We start from the raw sequence: 21,450 nt of genomic DNA, 5'->3' as shown, positions 1-21,450 counted from the left end.
ATTCCATGAAGATTAATGACATTATGGAATGAGGTGTTTATGATTATGAAAAGGTCTCTGAATCATCTATTTATTTTTATGCTAGTTGATCTATTCAGTATATTTATTACAACATGGTGAACACCATTTTCGGGAGCCATTTAAAAATTTTCTGTCTCTACATTTGCTTATTCAAGCTTCGAATAGCAGCTAAAACATTGGAATTTTCCAGCGAAGATAGATCGCCTTCCGATTGATTGAGATAGGCTGCACGAATTACTCTGCGCATTACTTTGCCGTTTCTTGTTTTCGGAAGTTCATCTACAAAGAAAATGTCTTTTGGCTTAAGGGCTTTTCCAAGTTGAGTTGCAACTAAATCCATCAGGTCTTTTTTAATTTCAAGAGATTCTGTTTGATCTTTAAGTACAACAAAGCATACGGCAGCTTCACCTTTAACGGGATCAGGAACTCCAATGACAGCGGATTCCACAACGTTAGGGTGTTCAATTAAAACGGATTCCATTTCAGCTGGGCCGAGTCTTTTTCCAGCAACATTCAAGATATCGTCGGAACGTCCGGTAATAGTCCAAAATCCCTCCTCGTCCTTTATGACCCAGTCTCCATGCACCCATGTTTCAGGCCACTTATTCCAATAAGCTGTTTCATAGCGTTCATTTTCCTTCCAGAAGCCATTCGTCATTCCAACCCATGGTTTTAGAATGACTAACTCGCCAACTTCATTCAAAACGGCATCCCCGTTGTGATCAAACACATGCACATCCATGCCAGGAATAGGTGAATTAAAGGTAATTGGGGAAATCGGTTTTAGCAATACATTTCCAAGTATCCCACCAGAAATTTCAGTGCCGCCTGAATAATTCATAATGGGTACCTTTCTTTTGCATACATGCTCAAACAGCCACATCCACGGTTCTGGATTCCAAGGCTCTCCCGTTGAACTGATTAGTTGTAAAGATGAAAGATCATGCTTTTCAATCCAATCCGGTCCATGTTTCATAATGGAGCGAATAAGAGTAGGAGAGATGCCTAAATGAGTCACTTTATGCTTACTAGTAACCTCCCAAATCCGGTCAACGTTAGGATAATCAGGAGTTCCTTCGAAAAGGAGAATCGTTGCACCATTAACTAATCCTCCGAATACAAGAAAAGGTCCCATCATCCAGCCCATATCGGTATACCAAAAGAAGGTGTCCCCTTGTTTAACATCCATGCAAAGTCCTGCATCGAAGGCTGCTTTAATCGGGAAGCCAGCATGAGTGTGAACAGCACCCTTAGGCTTTCCTGTCGTACCGGATGTATAGATCAGCATAAATGGGTCATTTCCATTTGTTTTGACTGTTGTGAAAGGGTTTTCATTATTGGATAAAGATTCATAGCTAATATCTTTTTGATCATCCCAAGGGATTTCTTGGACAGTTCTTTTGACAACAATCACTTTTTCGATAGATGGGCATTTTGCTACCGCTCGATCCGCTTCTTCCTTCATAGGGATTGGTTTTCCTCTGCGGCTATAGCCATCAGCCGTAATAAGGAATTTGGCTTGAGCTGCGTTGATCCGAGTGGCAACCGCATCAGCTCCATATCCGGAGAAGGCAGGGGAGAAGATCGCGCCAGCTTTTGCAATAGCAAGCATGCTGATGACCGTCTCTGGAATCATCGGCATATAGATGGAAACGACATCGCCTTGTTTTAATCCAATTTCGTGAAGGCCGGCAGCAAGAGCAGTTATTTTTTCGTTCAGCTGAGAAAAAGTATACGTTACAACCGCTCCGTCGTCACCTTCCCAAATGAGAGCAGGACGATCAGCAGTAGCAGGATTTTGAGCCCATTTCTCAACAGCATTATGAACGATATTCATTTTTCCGTCTACGAACCATTTCGGATATTTCCAGCTTCCCGTTATTTCTAAAGGTTTTTGATACACCTCAAACCATTCAATATGTAAGGCTTTTACAGCTTGATCCCAAAACCAACCAATGTCGTCAACTGATTTTTCAAAAAAAGCATCATAATCACGATATCCTAACTCTTGCATCCAATTATACAGCCGAGTTTTTTTCATCATTTCTTCCTGTGGAAACCAAACGGCTTGTTGCTTTGTCATGAAACTCCTCCTTTTTATTGAAAATTTTTAAATTTTCGATAATTAAATTATATAACAAAAAGGGGAGTGTTAGAAATAAAAGGTTGAGGTTACCAAAACTTCATGTCTTTCTTCGTTTGAATTACTTGAACTTACCGATGATTTCCGCAAAAAATTTTTTGGAATTTAAAGGAATATAAAGAAAAATGTCGTAGTAATGTAAATTTATTAGTATACGACATTTTTTTCAATATATTCCATTAAAGGAAGAAATTTAGTATAATTTGTATGAAGGTACGTATAATAATCCCGGTTAATATATTTAGTAAGACTGATTATTAAGGGGTGATTATATGTCCGATAAGAAGGAAAAAGAAATGGAAAAAACCACTGATATTAAAACAATATTTGATTAGTAGATTTAGGTTTTCTTTTAATAATTTTTTGAATTAAGCTTCTCCATCAACACCTGCAAATGATCCGGCTTTAAAAACTCGATAGGAGAGAAGCCTTTATCAAAAGTGATGCTGTCCGCTTCTATTAAAACCATATATTTTCCGTTGTTTTTGGCAATGTGGATGCTTTCTCCAAAATCGGATAGCAATCCTTTGACCGATATGTGATTTAGCTTAAATTTTAGCTCAGCATCTGGAGTGTGCTCTATAATCTGAACAGCTGCTTCCATAACCTGTTCAGGTTCAAAGTGCTCCTGAATTTCTCGAGTGGAGCTTGCCGCCCATATTTCCATTGCTTCCTCGAGCTGCTCTTGGTCAAAAGAATCAGGCTCGATCGCCTCATATTGCTCTTTCACCATGTTCATGACCTGAGACTTAATAATCTCCGGCATTGATTCCCCATACTCTACATATTTTAAGAAATCCTCAAAATAACGAGCATGAGAAGCCTGATGGATTTTTAATTCACCTTCTTCAATCATACCTTCCTCTGGCATATAGGGGTATTGAATGGATTTCATATTCTTTGTAGTAATAGCCATCTCAACATTTTCGATTAAGGTCGACTCATCCGTAATAGAAGCAACTTTTGGCTCAAAATCGCATTTTAAGATAAATACAAACGAATCATCATAATATTTTCTTAGTTTGGCATTTGCTATAATCAGAACGCCTCCCCTTACAGCACTTGTTTCGATATAGGAATAAACGATTTGTTCAGCTGCTTCTTTAAAAGTCTCCTTATCAGTAGCGTTCCTGACTCTAAGAAACATATTGTAATTAGGATTAGAGTCAAGTCCGTGGCCATTTTCGACAATAAAATGACCGATTTTTGTTGGGACATTCTCTGATTTTGGATGTCTTTCAACCTTCCGTTTGGCGATTTTAGCAAATTCGCCGTCTAAAAAATCTCGTAAAGGAGAATTCTCATAGGTTACTTCATCTAACGTTTGAAAGTGTTTCACAATTTTGTCTTCATCTCTTGTTTCAATGACATAAAAAGATAAGTAGTTTACTTGAAAGTCCATCTGTGATCACCTGTCTCTTGTTTGCTTTTTAAAGTATAGAAAAGGTCAATCGAATCGTCAATTTGTTTTGAATTGAAAAAGCAAATTTATCGCTCAATCGATGAATTTTTCTCATACATCGGTAGCTTTTTCAAACTATTTAATACTAAAGACTAAACATATATTGAATCAATGTAGTTGACATTCTTATCTTAAAACTCTACCATTAAACCGACTAATGTTATCGGAATTGTGGATACTTGGAGGATAGATATGGTTTTTATTAAAAATGAAGAGCAGCAGAAATGGTTGGATCGGCTGAAGCCTATATTGGCACGTTTTGCAGAAAGGGCATTTGAGCTTGATGAAAGCAGAGGATTTCCCTTTGAAAACGTTCAGGATTTAAAAGATATCGGCTATACCAGGCTTACACTTCCAAAAAAGTATGGCGGGTCTGGAATGGGGCTTTACGATTTTCTTTTATTTCAGGAGAAAATTGCTGAAGCTTGCGGTCCAACCGCGTTATCGATTGGCTGGCATGTGGGGATTGTATTGCAGCTTTTGGAGGATAGAGGCTGGAAGAAGGAGGTTTTAGACGAAACATTCTTCGAAATTGGAAAAGGGGCTCTTATTAACAGAGCTGCATCTGAGCCGGTAACCGGCAGTCCAACTCGTGGAGGCAAGCCCGCAACATCTGCTAAGAAAAAGAACGACAAATGGGTGATTAGCGGTCGTAAAACATTCACAACTATGGCTCCCGTACTTGATTTATTTTTAGTCAGTGCTTGGCTAACAGATGAAAATCGACTCGGCTGGTTTTTAATTCATCGAAATACACCTGGTGTAAGAATAGAAAAGACTTGGGATATGATCAGCATGCAAGGCACAGGCAGCGAGGATTTAGTTTTAGAACATGTAATCGTGGATGAAAAATATTTAGTTGAACAACCAACAGGTATAGAGAAAAAAGGAGAAGGCTGGCTCCTGCATATTCCTGCATGTTATCTAGGTATAGCATCAGCTGCGAGAAATTATGCCGTAGCATTTGCAAACTCCTACTCTCCAAACAGCATAAAAGGTCCAATTGGAGAGCTTCCAAATGTTCAAAGACTGCTAGGCGAAATAGAGCTCGAATTACTCCAGGCAAGGCATTTTTTATTTTCTGTTGCTGAAAAATGGGAGAATTTAGTTGAACACCGGGAAGAGTTAATGCCTCAGTTAGCTGCCGTAAAAAATGCGGTGACCAATACTTCTATAAGCGTAGTAGATAAAGCAATGAGAATTGTCGGTGCTAAAAGCTTACAGCGGACAAACCCACTTCAGCGTTACTATCGGGCTGTACGGGCTGGTCTTCATAACCCACCGATGGATGATGCAACGTTTACCTTATTGGCTAGGTATGCTCTTGTAAGCTCCAATGAGAATTAGTTTAAAAATTTGAATGATTAATCATGAAAGTAGCTAGACTTCGAATCCTAGCTGCTTTTTTATTTTTTATACCGGATCGTGAAATGAGGCAACAATTGTAGGAAATGTATATGAACATGCACTTCTCATAACATTCATTCATCAACTCGAATATACTTTTATAAACCGGGCATTTCTAAGATTGGTGGTATTAATAATGGATAATCGATTTTTAGAGGTAGCCGGTGCTTGGATTGCGGCAGCGGGTACCATTATTGCAGCGATCGGAAGTTCCATTAAACCGAACAAAAACATTGAAAAAAATAAACAAAAGGCACTTGATCAACTAAAGGAAGATTTAAACTTTAGCGGAAATGCTCTTCAAGCGATAGGAAATGCTATGGAAGCTGCTGGACAAGAATCGTTCAATTTAGAAAAAGAGGGGAATGAAATTCAAGCTGCCGGAAACACCACTATTTTAATTGGTTTAAGTTTAAATTTAGACGATGCTACGGAAAATCAGTTTGATATTACTGGAAATGCACTCCAAGCATTTGGGGCTTCATTAGCTGTTATAGACGAGCTCCAAGATGGTTATCCAAATCAGCAGCTGAATATTATTGGAAACTCGCTTCAAGTGATTGGGAATTCTTTACAGGCTATAGGAGGAATTGTTTTAATTAAAGGAAAAGAAAAGCTTAGTCAAAACTTAAATTTTATTGGCAGTTGGATTCAAGCGATTGGATCTGTCATCTCTGCAATTGGGCAAATGGAAGAAGAAGTTATGGAAGGAGGTTAATAAGAAAATCAGGAAGAAGAAGTAGTGAAAATCACACGACCCTTTTAGTTAGTGATGAAGGTGTTATCGTTTTTCGTTTTTTAAAGGTTGTCCTATATATAAATCAATGTTTTTTGGAACGATTAAATAAATGAAACGTCCAATAGAAAGGGAGATTTTACGTCCACCATACATACTTTATTTTTACCGAAAGAACTTGAACCCTATAGACAAGTCTTAGAGAAAACAATGAAACCTGTTGTAAGAATGGAAAAATAGCCAATACTACCGTCTTTGAAAGTAAATTTGTCGGTACTCTAATTTACCTAAAGTTGTAGAGCACCCATTGATACGGAATGGCACCGAATTATTGGGGTTGCATACCCAAACCAGGGGAAGAAAGTTGAGTATTTTATTTTTATTTGGATTACTAATCGTAGTATTTTTCCTATGGATTGGTGCGGAATTAAATAGTAGATAAGATGTGTTTTTAAAAATAATCGGCTGTCCCATAAGTGCCAGACTCCTTGTTTTGGGACAGCTCTTTTATTTGTTTGAAATGAATCCTTAAATACTACCATTTGACCCTATGTATATAACCTAGCTTTGAATGGGGATTACACTTCTCTAAGTTCAGAAATATCTACTGTTGACTTTTCGTCATGACGTCCTCTTAAATGGACGGTAGCAGTTTTACCATCTTCATGTAATCTCTCAATCCAAACGGACTGTTCTTTGTATTGGACTTCAATATCGTTTGAGGATGATAAAATTTGTTTTACGCGGTTAGCATCCATTTCCTTCACTCCTTAAATGTAGTCATTCTATTTTTTGAAGGAAATGGAATTTTTATACTTTCTTTTATAACAATTTCTAAATGATTTTATTACCAGCAATAGGGAAACCATTACTGATTTTATTTCCATATTCTTTTCAGTCTGAAAAACTCTTGAATGTAACCCCAGACCGAAATAGGGCTCATAAACATTTGGTAACATAATACAAATGCTATAAAACCTAATTTATTCTTCCGTATTTTTAGCTGAAGCTGACGGAAAACTTCCTTTTGATAGCGGTAAAGGATATAGTTAACGAGCATTGCTAGAGGTAGAACAAACAGAGTTGCAGGTCCAACAATCCAGTGATAACCGAAAAAGGCTAAAATTAAGCCAGGAATCCAGAAAAAAGTATAGACAAAATCTAGGTAAGGCATAATCAGGTTAGCGCCTGTTAAATATTTGGTGTAGATTGATTTTTGTTCCCATGGCTTAACGACCTTTAATGCCTCAATCATTCCTCGCGCCCAGCGGCTTCGCTGTCTGAAAAAATGCTTAAGTGTAACGGGTACATCCGTAAATGCAACTGCCAAAGGCTCAAAATAAACACGGTGGTTGGTAGATAGGAGGTTCCAGGTCAAGACAATATCTTCGCCAATTGCATCAGGCCAACCTTTCACTTTTCGAATTGCCTCCGTTTCGTACAGCGAAAAGGCACCTTGTGCAACGAGAGTTCCTTGAAATAAACCTTGAAGTCGTTTGATGCTAGCAATGCCTAGGAAATAATCCCATTCTTGCATTTTTGCCCAGAAATTTTCCCGACTGTTCCGGACAAGGACAGTCCCTGCAACTGCACATACATCAGGTGGTGAGCTTAGCTTTCGTGAAACGATGTAACGGACCGCTGATTTATGGAGGAGCGTGTCAGCATCTAATGTAATAAACATGTCTGTTTTTGTGTATGAAAGGGCCGTGTTTAGAGCGTGATTTTTTCCAGGCTTATGTTCTCTAATGACCAAAAGGTTTAAACCAAGCTTTTTTCCTGCCTCAGCGGCTTTTTCAAACGTTTGGTCAGTTGAGTTGTTATCGATCACGATGACTTGTATTTGTCCTCTATAATCTTGCTTTTTGATATATTCAAGTGTCGTACCGATTGCTGTTTCTTCATTGTGACAGGCAACCAAAATCGTAATTGGCTCACTAGGATCGTTTACTTTTAACAGGGGCTGTTTGTCAAATAGCAGGCTAGAGATCATGAAAGCATTCATGTAGCCAGGAATATAGGCAATTCCTGCAATAATGAAGACGGCACCCGGAATGGTAATATGGGTTCCCAGTTCTCTAATCCAAGGAATGGATAGATAAATGGAAAGAAGCATCCAAAGAAAGGCAAAAAAATGACTAATCGTAAACTTATAAATGACAGGAATATATAGCTTTCGCTCAGAGTCTACTTTATCTTTAAAATCGGATGGATAAAGCTCCGGTTGATTATTCATAGATGGACTCCTAATCTTTTAAAAATAATAGAAAATTATTTTGGTATCTGTACTCTCTGATTTGTGATATAATCCACAGATGTTATTTATTATTTAGAAGATCGTACTATATAAAATAAAATATTTATGAATAGGATTCAAAGGTAATTCTTTCATGTATGGAGGTCCCGAATAAATCTGTATTCGGTGGAGGAAGCCTATTTAATAGTGCACGAAATGTAGGCAATTTCTACGTGGGAATATAGAATGAGATCATTGAAAAGAATATCAATCAACATGATAAGGTGTATCGGATGAAAGTATTTAAGTCGCGTATTTTTTGGAAAATATATATTATTAATTTAGTGGTGATTTTTACTATTCTAAGTGTAATGTTTGTTGCATCACGAGTATTTTTGCCTGAAATTTCACAGAATCAATACCGTCATGTTACGGATAAGACAGTGTTGCGTATGAGAGATCAAATTTTGTTGGTTGTGAAGGATATTCAAAATCTATCAAGCTATGTTAAAGAAATTAAGCATTTTAAAACCAACGATTTTAACCAACTTTCTAAGGGATTAGAGAATATTGTTAAAATATCACCCTATATTGATAGCGGGACGGTTTTTAATCAAAAGGGTGATGTTGAAAGTTTTTATCCGAATGATTTAAAAAAGATTCAAAACTCGAACCTAGGGAAACGCAAGTATTTTCAGGAAGCTCTAAGAACAAAAAAAGTATATGTAAGTGATGTAGTTTCCGCCGATACAGGAAGATATATTCTTGTTGTTTCGGTTCCGGTTTTGAATCGAGAGAATGAAGTTGAACGAGTCGTCAATTTATCGTTACGCATTGAACAAAATGAAATCTTTCAATCCGTCTTTCAAAGCTTTAAGATTGGTGAAAGCGGCTATACATTTATTGTCGATCGAAATGGACGAATTATATCTCACCCTGATAAAAGGCAGATTGGAGAGGATGTAAGTCAAAATTCGGTCATTAAAAAGCTGATGAAAAAACAATCGGGGTACGAGCAAGTTACCGATACAAACGGGATTCCTATGATTGCTTCTTTTGAATATGTTCCCATTTTGGATTGGGGAATTGTAGCTCAGGTACCTGTAGAGGAAATTTATAAACAATATTGGACATTTCAAAAATCATTATGGACTCTTTCTGTCATTACCTTTATTTTGTTATCAATATTTACAGCTTTATATGCAAGGCAAATTATTATTCCGATTCGAAGACTTTATTTTGCTGTAGACAAGGTGGCAAAGGGAGATTATCATCAACAAATAAATGAAATTGACAACACAGAAATTGGTCAGCTTTCTCATCGATTTAATGAAATGATTCATTTTATTCGAACATCGAAAATCAGTTTGCAGCTTAAAGAAGAACAATTAAAGGAGCAAAAGGAATTTCTTCGCAAAATCATTGATATGAATCCAAGCTATATCTATGCGATAGATCGGGAAGGGAGATTTACCCTTGTAAATGAATCATTCGCAAAACTAATTGGAACAAAAACGCATGACCTTCTTGGTAAAACGATAGATGAGTTTAATTTTAAAATAATGTCTGATTTACTTCATGTATTAAAGAGACTGGAGAAAACAAGGACAGGTCTGGTTTTCGAAGAAGAGTTCAGAGATCAAGAAGGGAAAATTAGGTGGGTAGAAACGGTAGAACTACCGATTTTTTCACAGAATCATACATTAGATCAAATCCTTTTTGTGTCTACTGATATTACTGAGCGAAAACAGTCAGAGGAATTGCTTCGAAAATCAGAAAAACTAGCAGTTGTTGGAGAGTTGGCAGCAGGAGTGGCTCATGAGATTCGAAATCCTTTGACATCTCTAAAAGGGTTTATGTATCTACTTAAGGAAGAAAATAAGGGAAATGGAAAGTATATTGAAATCATGGAATCTGAATTAGAACGAATTAACCTTATTGTGAATGAATTTTTAACACTTGGAAAACCACAAGTAATGAATTTTCAGTTGAAAGATGTTTCGGTTCTTTTGAAAGATACTATAACTCTACTTAAAGCACAGGCTACTCTCCATAATGTTCAAGTAATTGCAGAATTTGAGCCTAACATCCCTTTACTCGAATGCGATGAACATCAGTTAAAACAGGTATTTATCAATATAATTAAGAATGCGATCGAAGCGATGCCGGAGGGTGGAAACATTAAGATTCAAGCCAAGACGCAAGAAAATCATCTTGTCATTCGGGTTGTCGATCAGGGGTATGGGATCCCTAAAGACAGGTTAAGTAAGTTAGGAGAGCCTTTTTATAGTACAAAAGAAAAAGGAACTGGATTAGGGCTTATGGTAAGCTATAAAATCATTGAAGCTCACAATGGAAAGATCGAGATCAATAGTGAGTTGGGAAAAGGAACGGATGTAAGGATTATTTTGCCTATAGGTGACAGTGTCGCTTCATGATACTTGAAAGGGTAAATTCGTTTACTAGAGAAGAAGATTCGAATATTCGGATCTTCTATTTTTGTTTCCCAAAACACAAAATTAGGTATTTATTTCTATAGTTAGGAATTTTGCTCCTCAAAAGGGGTGGATACATAAACGAGGGGTTATGTTATGGTTTAGTGACATACCTCTTAGTTCGTATTTTCTCACCAATCTTTTTGGTGAGCTTTTTATTATCTAAATCATTCAATTTGAAAATATATGTTTACATTCTCCAGTAATAAGTTAGGAGGATATGGTTATGCAAAGTATTGTTTCAAAAGGTAAGGATATAAAGGAAGCTATTCAATTAGGTTTAGACTTTTTAAACGCAAAAAAAAATGAGGTGAATATTGAAATTATACAACGTGAAACAAAAGGCTTTTTGAGATTTGGTTCAAGAGAAGCAATTGTGAAGCTTACAAAGGTAGAATCAAGTTCAAGAAAGAAATTATTAACAGCCTGACATACAGTGAAATCATGAAGGAACTTGAAGCGTTAAAGGTCATACATGGTTTAAATCAAGATGAAATTCAAAAGGCAATAAATGTAATCGTCAACCTAAAAGTTGAAGGATAACAAAGAATTCGTGGACACCACTAAGATTGCGTATTATAATTTGTATATTCAAAAATTCAAATATACAAATATTAAAAAGAAGGGATTTATTTGGGACGATTATTTTCTGACAGATTTTGTGGTTATTCATTCAAATGCTTTCGAAAGGATCTTCTTTCGGGTACTATAGTGGGGGTAATAGCGATTCCACTTGGTATGGCGTTTGCGATTGCTTCTGGTGTGAAGCCGGAGTACGGCATCTACACAACCATTATTGCTGGGATATTAATTTCCTTATTTGGTGGTTCAAAATACCAAATTGGAGGCCCGACTGGTGCATTTATTCCTGTTCTTTTGAGTATTGTGATGACATACGGGTATGAAAATTTATTGATTGCTGGTTTTATGGCAGGAGTTTTATTATTACTAATGGGGGTCTTTAAGCTAGGATCTTTGATTAAATTTATCCCTCGCCCAGTTACAATTGGCTTTACTTCTGGGATTGCAGTAATCATCTTTACAGGACAACTCGGCAACTTTTTAGGTTTATCTGGTATGGAAAAACACGAGGATTTCATATCGAATATGAAAGAAATCATGGTTCATTTGAATACCATGAATATCTACAGCGTGATAACGGCAATGATTTGTCTGATCTTTATTCTACTTACTCCAAAATATTTTCCAAAAGTACCTGGACCATTAATCGGACTCATTGCTTCAAGTCTAGTTTCAACCATTCTCTTTCCAGACAAAGTAGCTACAATCGGTTCTACATTTGGTGAGATCCCAAGTACACTGCCTCACCTTCACATACCTGAAATTACGTGGGAGAAGATTCAGCAATTGCTTCGACCAGCTTTTGTAATCGCTATGCTTGGCGGAATTGAATCATTGCTTTCCTCTGTTGTTGCAGATGGTATGACTGGAAGCAAGCATAACAGCAACCGAGAATTAATTGGGCAAGGCATTGCCAATATGGTAACTCCTTTGTTCGGAGGTATTCCCGCAACAGGAGCTATTGCAAGAACAGCAACGAACATTAAAAATGGTGCAACCTCTCCAATGTCAGGAGTGATTCACGGTTTATTTGTTCTGCTCGTGTTATTGCTTTTAGCACCCTCTGCATCCAATATACCATTAGCAAGTATGGCACCTATATTGATGGTGGTTGCTTGGAATATGAGTGAGAGGAAAGAGTTTTTACATGTCCTAATGACCAAAACCTATGACTCACTCATTTTGGTAATCACTTTCCTTCTAACGGTCTTTACAAATCTGACAACAGCAGTAGAGGTTGGTTTAATTTTAGCAGCAATCCTTTTTGTAAAACGTATGAGTGAAATGCTAACCGTTACAAAGGTGCTTCCAGACCCATCAGATAAAAATAAGAAAGTTCATTCACATATTGTAAATGAAGGACGCGATTGCCCACAAATAAGCATATTTACAATTGAGGGGTCTCTCTTCTTCGGGGCAGCACAGATGTTTGAAAAGTCTGTTATGAGTACAATTAATCATCGCCCAAAACTATTAATCTTGCGAATGGCTAGAGTTCCGTATATGGATACAACAGGAGAATCTAATTTAACAAGTATCGTTCGAGATTTTCAAAAACAAGGTGGCACACTTCTCATTACAGGTATCCAAAAACAACCGAAAGAAATACTGAAAAGAACGGGTTTATATGAGAAAATAGGAAAACAACATTTTTTTGAACACACTGGGGATGCCATTAATTTTGCTTTAGCCCAATTGGAACAAAAGAAGTGTCTGGGCTGTAAGCATTTTGCTTTCCAAGAATGTATTCGTTTGTCTAGCTCTCAACAAGGGGAAGCTAAAAAAAACGAAGATTCAATGGTGATGTTGGCAAAGTCATAGATCGGAGGTAACAAATGAATTTAGAACTGCAACAGTTCAAAGCTGATTTCTTCAAGGCCCTTGCTCATCCATTGAGGATTAGAATACTTGAGTTATTAGCTGAAGGTGATAAAAACGTCAATGAACTTCAAACATTAATTGGATCAGAGGGTTCTGCTGTATCACAACAACTAAGTATTTTGCGCAGCAAAAACATCGTATACGGCACGAAGGAAGGGAATCGTGTAACGTATTCACTACGAGACCCAATGATTATTGAGCTTCTAAGTATTGCTAGACAAATATTTAATAATCATCTGATCGATACGGCATCGATGTTGGACAAATTTAGTGATGATCTTGCGAAAGACCTAGAAGAAAAAGGTAATGATTTACATTCAAAATAGAGGAGCTGACGTTGTTGTTTTATTCTTCTTTCCATCCTAGAAGGGGATTTTGAAGAAAGCTAAAGATTATATATTTGACACAATTGAGGATTTATACGATTAAAAATTTCTCTAAAAAAAATAAATCCTATCGAAAAACTCGGGTTGACTTTGGTTGGAAATGTGGTATTATTTTGAATAATACAATAATTACTCTTATCCAGAGCGGTGGAGGGATCTGGCCCAGTGAAGCCCGGCAACCTGCAAACTTGGCAAGGTGCTAATTCCAGCAAAATGTAATCTCATTTTGGAAGATAAGGTATACTAACCTAAAAGTCTTTCCGAGATGGAAAGCTTTTTTCGTTTTATAACTGTAGCTTCCACGGATAAGAGACGAAGTGGGGGAGTTCATGGAAAAGGATGAGAAGAAAGAAGATCAGTTAGAACAGGTCATTCCAAAGCTAAGATCGATGTTGAATTCAATGAAATATGGTTCCATTACACTCGTGATTCAAGATGGAAAAGTGATTCAACTAGAAAAGAATGAAAAATTAAGGCTTAAATAACATATGCTGACTAGAAAAACTAGAGGCGTTCTAACAATGAAGGGAAGGGTATCTTCCTATTTTGTTAACGCCTCTTTTTCCTTTTTATAAGGCAATAATTAGGTAACTAAACCTTAATGAAAAGCTTTTTGGGTAGGATTTAGTAAAAAATTAAGAGGGTGAAAGAGTGCTAACGTATAAGACATGGAATAATCCAACATATGAGTTTGAGATTGATACAACGTATAAAGGTGCATTAAACGTATTGGAATGGGCCTATCAGCATTACCAAGACGATGTAGTATATGCCTGTAGCTTTGGGATAGAGGGGATCGTATTAATTGATCTTATATCAAAAGTCAAACCAAATGCGAAAATCGTTTTTTTAGATACAGATGTTCATTTTAAGGAAACATATGAAACGATTGCACGTGTAAAAGAAAAGTATCCTAAATTAGATATTACATTAGGAAAACCAAAGTTAACGTTAGAAGAACAAAGAGAGGAATATGGAGATAGATTATGGGAATCCAATCCTGATTTGTGCTGTGAAATACGGAAACTTACGCCATTGAAAGAGACGTTAACGGGAGCAAAAGCATGGATTTCAGGATTAAGACACGAACAATCGGAAACGAGAAAACAAGTTCAGTTTATCAATCGGGATGAAAAGTTCCAATCTGTAAAAATCTGTCCACTGATCCATTGGTCATGGAAAGACGTTTGGCGATATGCTCACAATCAAAATCTTCCCTACAACCCTCTACATGACCAAGGATATCCAAGCATCGGTTGTTTTCATTGTACTGCACCCGCATATGATGTAAATGATTTACGATCTGGAAGATGGAAAGGTAAAGGAAAGACAGAATGCGGTCTTCATTAGGAAAGGTGAGAGCCATTGATTGAAATTTTGGCTATTATCATCAGTCTTTTCTTTGCTATGAACATAGGTGCAAGTGGTGCTGCTGCATCGATGGGGGTCGCTTATGGGTCGGGTGCAGTCCCTAAGGCCCAATATGCATTATGGATTTGTGCAGTGGGAGTTTTAGGAGGAGCCGTTTTGGGCGGAGGAGAGGTTGTCAAAACCATTAGCTCAGGCATTATCCCACAAGACATCCTCCATACAAAGATTGTGTTGATTATTCTCGTATCTGCAACTAGCTCATTATTCTTAGCGAATTTAATCGGCATTCCACTGTCTACAAGTGAGGTAACGGTAGGAGCTGTTGTAGGAGTTGGAGTGGCTTATCAAGTACTATTCGTTGGTTCTCTTTTAAAAATCATGATGTTTTGGGTAATCGTCCCGATAACGGCATTTTTTATTACGTGGCTATTAAGTAAAGTTTTATATGCTCTACAAAAAAGAGGTTATACGTTTGAAAAGTCATGGTTTACAACCTTACTAATTATTGCTGGTTTTTTTGAAGCTTTTTCAGCAGGAATGAACAATGTGGCTAATGCAGTGGGACCCTTAGTTGGTGCAGGACTATTATCCGTTTCGAAAGGCATTTGGATCGGAGGTCTTTTTGTCGCCTTAGGTGCTGTTTTGCTTGGAAAGCGGGTATTAGAAACGAACGGGAAAAAAATAACCCATTATTCAAAAATAGAAGGAATTCTTATTTCTTCTACAGGTGCAGGCCTTGTTATATTAAGCTCTCTTTATGGACTGCCTGTACCACTAACACAAGTGACGTCCTCCTCCATTATAGGAATAGGAATGGCAAAAAACGGAAAGAGCATTCTTCAAAAGAACATTGTAAAAAAGATTTTACGAATATGGATTATTTCACCGCTGTTTTCTCTTACAATCTCTTATTTCTTAGTCAAACTATTTTTAGATAGTGATATTTATTCAGTCATTGTTCCTCTTAGTGTCATCGTTGCGACGCTTGGTGGAATAGGTTTAATGAAGGCGATTAACGAAGAGAAGCGTTCAACATATGATGAAGGTGGAGGCATTTGATTTTAAATCCGATAAAAACGATCTTTAAAGGAGGAATAACCTTGAGTTTACAACCACATGGTGGAGTTTTAGTTCAAGCTTTTTATCCAGATGAACCCTATCAGGAGCTTGCCAACGAGATACAGATGGACGCAATGGCCCTTAGTGATCTTGAACTGTTAGCGATCGGGGCATATAGTCCTTTAAAGGGCTTTTTGTCAAAAGATGATTATGAAGCAGTGGTCCAACAAATGAGATTAAAGGACGGAACGGTTTGGAGCATTCCGATTACATTACCCGTTCAAGAAGAAAAAGCAAATCAACTGACGATCGGTCAGAAGGTCCGCCTTGTATTCAATGGTAAAACCTATGGGGTCATTGAGGTCGAAGATGTTTTTACGCCAGATAAAGAGATAGAAGCTCAACTTGTATATGGAACAACTGATATAAACCATCCAGGTGTTAGAAAGCTATTCGAACGGGGAGATGTTTATATTGGGGGAAAAATCACCTTGATTCAACGCCCTGTAAAGCCATTTCCTCAATATACTTTTGATCCGGTAGATACAAGGGAAATTTTTAAGGAAAATGGTTGGAAAACAATCGTTGGTTTCCAGACGAGAAATCCTGTTCACCGCGCTCATGAATATATACAGAAGTCAGCCCTTGAAACCGTTGATGCGCTCTTCTTAAATCCGTTAGTCGGTGAAACAAAATCAGATGATATTTCAGCTGCTATTCGAATGGAGAGCTACGAAGTATTGCTTCAAAACTATTATCCTCAAAATCGAGTATTCCTAGGAGTATTCCCTGCAGCGATGCGCTATGCAGGGCCAAGAGAAGCAATCTTTCATGCGCTCGTACGAAAAAATTATGGATGTACGCATTTCATTGTAGGTCGAGATCATGCCGGAGTCGGTGACTATTACGGTACGTATGACGCCCAGAAGATATTTGATCAATTTAAAGAAGAAGAGTTAGGCATCACACCACTTCGTTTTGAACATAGCTTTTATTGTAAAGCATGTGAAGCCATGGCCACTAGGAAGACGTGCCCACATGATAGCTCCTCTCATGTTATCCTTTCGGGGACTCGAGTTAGAGAAATGCTTAGAAATGGGGAAGTCCCGCCTAGTACGTTTAGTCGGAGAGAAGTTATTGAGGTGTTAATTAAGGGTTTAAAACAGGAAGTAGAATTTAAATAAGGAGGAGGTTTTTACTTGAATAGAAAGGTCCAAAACATCGTTTGGCATGAATCATCCATAACAAAACAAGAAAGAAGAGGCTTGAACAAGCATCATAGCTTTATTTTATGGTTTACAGGCTTATCCGCGTCAGGAAAGTCTTCCGTTGCAAACGCACTGGCCAGAGCTCTTCATGAACAGGGAAAGCAAGCTTTTGTTCTTGATGGCGATAATATTCGCCACGGCTTAAATAAGGATTTAGGTTTTAATGAACAAAATCGAAAGGAAAATATTAGAAGGATCGGAGAAGTTTCCAAGCTGTTGGTTGAGTCTGGGCAAATCGTCTTAACGGCATTTATCTCACCGTATCGAGAGGATCGAGAACTAGTAAGAGCATTGGTTTCAAAGGATGAATTTATCGAAATCTATGTAAAGTGTTCAATAGAAGAATGTGAAAGACGTGATCCAAAAGGATTGTACAAGAAAGCGAGAAATCAAGAAATTCCTCATTTTACAGGTATTAGCGCGCCTTATGAAGAACCACTTAATCCGGAAATTGTACTGGATACAGAAGTATTATCTATAGACGAGTGTGTTAGTACACTTATTAACGCTTTAACTAAAAAAGGATTCATATAAAAATAGGCGAGGAACGAACAGGTGTGTGAACGTGTTTCTATTGGCAAAAAAAGTCACTACCCAACAATTTGATACTAACGTAATTATAGAGGCTGAGAAGGATGAAAAAGCGTTGGAACTTGTTGAAATTGAAATCGAAAATATTTTTTAAAGTAACCTGACATTGTCGATCTATCACTCTATGAAAAAAGAAAAATTCGCGGTGGAGCAGGATTTGTTTTATACGAACAAGAAACGATTATCGCTAAAAAAGGGGAATGAGGACATGGGGAAAGTATACTTAGTCGGTGCAGGTCCAGGAGACCCCGAACTTATCACATTAAAAGGAATCAAATGCATTCAACAATCCGATGTAATTTTATATGATCGCTTAGTAAATAAAGAGTTGCTTTCTTACGCAAAAAAAGGAGCCGATCTCATTTATTGTGGAAAGCTGCCTAATTTTCATACGATGAAACAAGAAACAATCAATCGTTTTTTAATTCGATATGCCAAAAGTGGAAAAGTAGTAACAAGATTAAAAGGTGGCGACCCCTTTATCTTTGGAAGGGGTGGAGAAGAAGCAGAGGCTTTAGCAGGACAAAATATTCCTTTTGAAGTCGTACCTGGCATTACTTCAGGTATTGCAGCAGCTGCTTACGCAGGGATACCAGTAACCCATCGTGAGTTAAGCTCAAGTGTTGCCTTTGTAACAGGCCACCAAAAAAATGACCGAATAGAAGATGAAAAGTGGGAAAGCTTAGCAAAAGGAATTGATACTCTGGCCATTTATATGGGAGTTAGCAATCTCCCCTATATAAAAGAACAGCTTTTGAAATACGGGAAGAGCGAGCATACTCCTGTGGCTCTTGTTCATTGGGGAACTACCGAAGTGCAAAGAACGGTAACAGGTACATTAGCAACAATTGTTGAGATCGTAAAGCAAGAGAAAATTGAAAATCCAAGTATGATCGTAATAGGAGAAGTTGTTCGTTACCGTGAGAAAATAAAATGGTTTGAAGAAACGCTTAAGAATCGAGTTGCGATTAGTGAGGCCTTATAAATGAAGCAAGCCATTTTGTATGTTTGCCATGGTAGTCGCTTAAAGCAAGCGTGTGATGAGGCCATTTCTTTTATACAGAGATGTCAAAACAGATTAAAAGCTGACATTCATCAAATTTGCTTTTTAGAACTTTTCTCTCCTTCTATTAAGGATGGATTCGAGTCTTGTGTAAAGCAGGGGGCTACTCACATTGCGATTGTCCCTCTGCTCCTATTAACAGCCGTGCATGCAAAAAAAGATATTCCAAACGAAATTCAAGAAATCATGAAACAGTATCCTTCCATCAAAGTGACATACGGAAAACCAATCGGTGTCCATGAAAAGATGGCAGATACTGTAATTGAACGGGTATATGAAATGTCTAAAATAGAACCAGTTACCCTAGTGGTCTTAATCGGAAGAGGCAGCTCTGATCCTGATGTCGTGAAAGATTTACATTCCATCGCAACATTAGTAAAAAAGAGGTCTGGCATCCAAGAAGTAAGAACATGTTTTTTACATGCAGCCCAACCAAGCTTTCAAGAAATGCTAGTTCAAGTATCATCCTGGAATAAGAGAAATGTGGTCTTCGTACCGTATTTATTGTTTACTGGCTTACTTATGAAGGAAATAGAAAAGAAAGTAAAATACGCCCAAGCTGAAAATCCAAATATCCAATTAAGTCGATATTTAGGTTATGATGCAAAGGTTGAGGAAGTCTTTATTGAAAGAGTAAAAGAAACAATAGCCAATAAAGATGCTCTCTTTACATGTAACAGAGGAGTTGTGAAAAATGCTGCCTCTCATGGTTGATGTTAAAGACCGAAATGTGATCATTGTTGGAGGAGGAAAGATAGCCTATCGCAAGCTGATGGTTTTTTTGAGACAGGGAGCAAAAGTGAAGGTCATAAGCCCAACCTTGATCGATGAAATGAAAGGATTGTATGAAAAAAATCAATTTGAGTGGGCTGAAAAAGCGGTTTCAAGAGATGACTTACATGATGCATTTATTATTGTAGCCGCAACAGATAATAAAGACGTTAATTCATGGATCCGATCTCATGCAAATCATAACCAGCTTGTAAATGTAGTGGATGACGCAGAATTAGGGAATATACAAATCCCATCTTTTCAACAAAAAGGAAAGCTGACTGTTTCTGTTTCTACAGATGGTGCTAGTCCAATACTTGCAAAAGAAATTTGTTACCATTTCTTTAATCAACTCGATGAGTCGTTTCTTTCTGAATTGGAGGAGCTCTCTAAAACTCGACAGGAAATCAAGACATCCTCTTTAAGCTTGGAAGAGAAAAAAACCGTATTAAAGAAGCTAGCCCAAGAAGCCCAGAAAAAAATATTCTTAACTCAATAGAGGTGGATGGTTAGCTGTCACAACCCAGATTACAACTTAGTATTTTGCGTAGTAAAACATTGTATATGGTACCAAGGAAGGGAATCGTGTTGCGTATTTTCTAAGAGACCTAATAATTATTGAACTCCTAAGTATTGATAGACAACTATTTCATAATCATCTTGTCGATTCATTATCGATGTTGGACAAATTTTGTGATGATCTTGCGAAGGATCTGGAAAAAATATAATGACATCCAATTTGGTAGGTAATAAATAAGGAATCCAATCCCATTCCAAGGTATTGATAAAAATTTAGAGCGAAAACATTTTAGTTAGTACATTGCATAGGAAAACCCTCGGAATTAATAGAATCCAAGGGTTTTTTATTTGTGGAGAATAAAAATTAGAAAAGATTCTATAGAAGCTTAATATGCTTGTAAGCAAAAAACATGTAAAATGGATTTTTTGTGAAGAACTAACAGTGTCTTTGATATACATAGCAATTATTTAACTTATTCCGGCTGTTCATGAATAACCCTACACTTTACTCCTTTGAAGTAAGACTTTCTTCAAACATATCAATAATATGAAGAAATCTTTCTGCTTCTCGGAACACATGATCTGCAAGAAGAGGATGAATATTGCTCTTTATTCTACAGGCTTCAATTAACTCTTTGGCCGATTTCTTAAAGTCTCGTAAAGCAACTACTGAAACGCGGTTTTGGTCAAGGAATTGGTCTAAAATCGGTTTAGTTTCCGATTGTGGACGCATCGAATCCAAATCAATCGCTTGAAAAACTAGTTGATCAAAGTCATGACTGAATTCTCGCGCTTGTTCAACTAGTTGTCTTTCAGAAGGATCTAGAAGATGACCTATGAATTTTGAATGGTCGGCCATTATTCTTAGAAAGAATACATTTTCTTTGATAATTGCTTCAGGTAATGGTTTCAACTTTCCCTCATTTAATTCTTTTAAGCGTTTTGCAAAATACGCTGCCTCCCGACTGGTATGATCGATTAATAACGCATAGTTATTAGAGACAATTTTACATTGTAAAGTAAGCTCTAGAACTTTTCTTTTATAGGCCCAAATAGAAGCGGCTGCTTGGTAAACCTGATTATTAAAATTGACAATTTGCTGAGGATCAGAGTGTACAGAGAAATTACTTAGTTGTTCTTCAATACGTTCAAATAATGGAATAAATTGCTTTGCCTCTTGGATCAGTTGTTTATCATCGGAATTAAATCCAAGACTTAGAAATAAGGCATGTTCTTTCATAATTCTTGCCCAGAAACGGATTTCATCCAATGAACGTGCAACAAATGGACTAGCCATATATCCACCCCCTGAGATAGTTTCGTATTGTCAAAACTTTTATATTAAATAGGCTATAAAATGCCTAGATAGAGGGCTTTATAAGCAAAAAAATTGCCACTCCCTGAATTCTAAGGATAATTGAGGTTACCACACACCCAAAAACCTAGAATGGAAGTGACA

General features: G+C 37.2%; 20 protein-coding genes and 1 riboswitch. Of the genes, 15 read left to right on the top strand and 5 right to left on the bottom strand.

Features of this window, described 5'->3' with window-relative positions; translation table 11 throughout:
* Positions 1-157: 157 nt before the first annotated feature.
* Positions 158-2,104 carry an AMP-binding protein gene (locus GD441_RS14575; RefSeq protein ID WP_153127160.1) on the bottom strand — a complete coding sequence of 649 codons (1,947 nt, stop codon included), beginning with the start codon at positions 2,102-2,104 and terminating at the stop codon, positions 158-160.
* 412 nt (positions 2,105-2,516) lie between these two features.
* Complete coding sequence (locus GD441_RS14570; RefSeq protein ID WP_153127159.1) at positions 2,517-3,566, bottom strand: DUF3900 domain-containing protein; 1,050 nt, start codon at positions 3,564-3,566, stop codon at positions 2,517-2,519.
* Positions 3,567-3,812: 246 nt separating this feature from the next.
* Between GD441_RS14570 and GD441_RS14565 the strand changes: the two genes are divergently transcribed.
* Positions 3,813-4,973, top strand: coding sequence for an acyl-CoA dehydrogenase family protein (locus GD441_RS14565; protein WP_153127169.1), 1,161 nt, complete (start codon positions 3,813-3,815; stop codon positions 4,971-4,973).
* A gap of 196 nt (positions 4,974-5,169) precedes the next feature.
* Positions 5,170-5,751, top strand: coding sequence for a DUF6944 family repetitive protein (locus GD441_RS14560; RefSeq protein ID WP_153127158.1), 582 nt, complete (start codon positions 5,170-5,172; stop codon positions 5,749-5,751).
* A gap of 596 nt (positions 5,752-6,347) precedes the next feature.
* Here the strand turns inward: GD441_RS14560 and GD441_RS14555 are convergent.
* Complete coding sequence (locus GD441_RS14555; RefSeq protein ID WP_153127157.1) at positions 6,348-6,527, bottom strand: H-type small acid-soluble spore protein; 180 nt, start codon at positions 6,525-6,527, stop codon at positions 6,348-6,350.
* Positions 6,528-6,646: 119 nt separating this feature from the next.
* Positions 6,647-8,005 (bottom strand): glycosyltransferase family 2 protein, encoded by a 1,359-nt coding sequence (locus GD441_RS14550; protein ID WP_153127156.1) that lies wholly within the window; start codon positions 8,003-8,005, stop codon positions 6,647-6,649.
* A gap of 293 nt (positions 8,006-8,298) precedes the next feature.
* On the opposite strand from GD441_RS14550, the gene GD441_RS14545 reads away from it, so the two are divergent.
* The 13 genes from GD441_RS14545 (at position 8,299) to GD441_RS14485 (ending at position 19,971) form a co-directional block, all read left to right on the top strand.
* A complete protein-coding gene (locus GD441_RS14545; RefSeq protein WP_153127155.1) occupies positions 8,299-10,443 on the top strand; it encodes a PAS domain-containing sensor histidine kinase in 2,145 nt (714 codons plus the stop codon).
* Positions 10,444-10,726: 283 nt separating this feature from the next.
* Positions 10,727-10,930, top strand: coding sequence for a Jag N-terminal domain-containing protein (locus GD441_RS14540; RefSeq protein WP_153127154.1), 204 nt, complete (start codon positions 10,727-10,729; stop codon positions 10,928-10,930).
* 203 nt (positions 10,931-11,133) lie between these two features.
* Positions 11,134-12,903 (top strand): SulP family inorganic anion transporter, encoded by a 1,770-nt coding sequence (locus GD441_RS14535; protein WP_153127153.1) that lies wholly within the window; start codon positions 11,134-11,136, stop codon positions 12,901-12,903.
* 14 nt (positions 12,904-12,917) lie between these two features.
* A complete protein-coding gene (locus GD441_RS14530; protein WP_153127152.1) occupies positions 12,918-13,289 on the top strand; it encodes an ArsR/SmtB family transcription factor in 372 nt (123 codons plus the stop codon).
* A 192-nt stretch (positions 13,290-13,481) separates the two neighbouring features.
* Positions 13,482-13,589, top strand: a riboswitch (SAM riboswitch).
* A gap of 89 nt (positions 13,590-13,678) precedes the next feature.
* Positions 13,679-13,834, top strand: coding sequence for a YezD family protein (locus GD441_RS14525; RefSeq protein ID WP_153127151.1), 156 nt, complete (start codon positions 13,679-13,681; stop codon positions 13,832-13,834).
* A 166-nt stretch (positions 13,835-14,000) separates the two neighbouring features.
* A complete protein-coding gene (locus tag GD441_RS14520; protein ID WP_153127150.1) occupies positions 14,001-14,699 on the top strand; it encodes a phosphoadenylyl-sulfate reductase in 699 nt (232 codons plus the stop codon).
* A gap of 18 nt (positions 14,700-14,717) precedes the next feature.
* Positions 14,718-15,779, top strand: a complete 1,062-nt coding sequence (locus GD441_RS14515; RefSeq protein ID WP_153127168.1) for an inorganic phosphate transporter — start codon at positions 14,718-14,720, stop codon at positions 15,777-15,779.
* A gap of 41 nt (positions 15,780-15,820) precedes the next feature.
* Complete coding sequence (gene sat, locus GD441_RS14510) at positions 15,821-16,963, top strand: sulfate adenylyltransferase (RefSeq protein WP_153127149.1); 1,143 nt, start codon at positions 15,821-15,823, stop codon at positions 16,961-16,963.
* A gap of 15 nt (positions 16,964-16,978) precedes the next feature.
* Positions 16,979-17,581: an adenylyl-sulfate kinase gene (gene cysC / locus GD441_RS14505; RefSeq protein WP_153127148.1), complete on the top strand. Its 603-nt coding sequence runs from the start codon at positions 16,979-16,981 to the stop codon at positions 17,579-17,581.
* A gap of 162 nt (positions 17,582-17,743) precedes the next feature.
* A complete protein-coding gene (locus tag GD441_RS17735; protein WP_476742316.1) occupies positions 17,744-17,842 on the top strand; it encodes a hypothetical protein in 99 nt (32 codons plus the stop codon).
* 4 nt (positions 17,843-17,846) lie between these two features.
* Positions 17,847-18,623, top strand: a complete 777-nt coding sequence (cobA, locus tag GD441_RS14495; RefSeq protein WP_153127147.1) for a uroporphyrinogen-III C-methyltransferase — start codon at positions 17,847-17,849, stop codon at positions 18,621-18,623.
* Complete coding sequence (locus GD441_RS14490) at positions 18,624-19,415, top strand: sirohydrochlorin chelatase (protein WP_153127146.1); 792 nt, start codon at positions 18,624-18,626, stop codon at positions 19,413-19,415.
* A complete protein-coding gene (locus GD441_RS14485) occupies positions 19,396-19,971 on the top strand; it encodes a precorrin-2 dehydrogenase/sirohydrochlorin ferrochelatase family protein (protein ID WP_153127145.1) in 576 nt (191 codons plus the stop codon). Before GD441_RS14490 ends, GD441_RS14485 begins: the two co-directional genes overlap by 20 nt.
* Positions 19,972-20,496: 525 nt before the next feature.
* Here the strand turns inward: GD441_RS14485 and GD441_RS14480 are convergent.
* Positions 20,497-21,288, bottom strand: coding sequence for a DUF2935 domain-containing protein (locus tag GD441_RS14480; protein WP_153127144.1), 792 nt, complete (start codon positions 21,286-21,288; stop codon positions 20,497-20,499).
* Positions 21,289-21,450 lie beyond the last annotated feature (162 nt).

It is taken from the genome of Peribacillus tepidiphilus, assembly GCF_009466385.1.
GTDB lineage: Bacteria > Bacillota > Bacilli > Bacillales > DSM-1321 > Bacillus_BN > Bacillus_BN tepidiphilus.
Note: the sequence above shows the minus strand (reverse complement) of the source record. Positions and strands in the feature narration are given on the sequence as shown.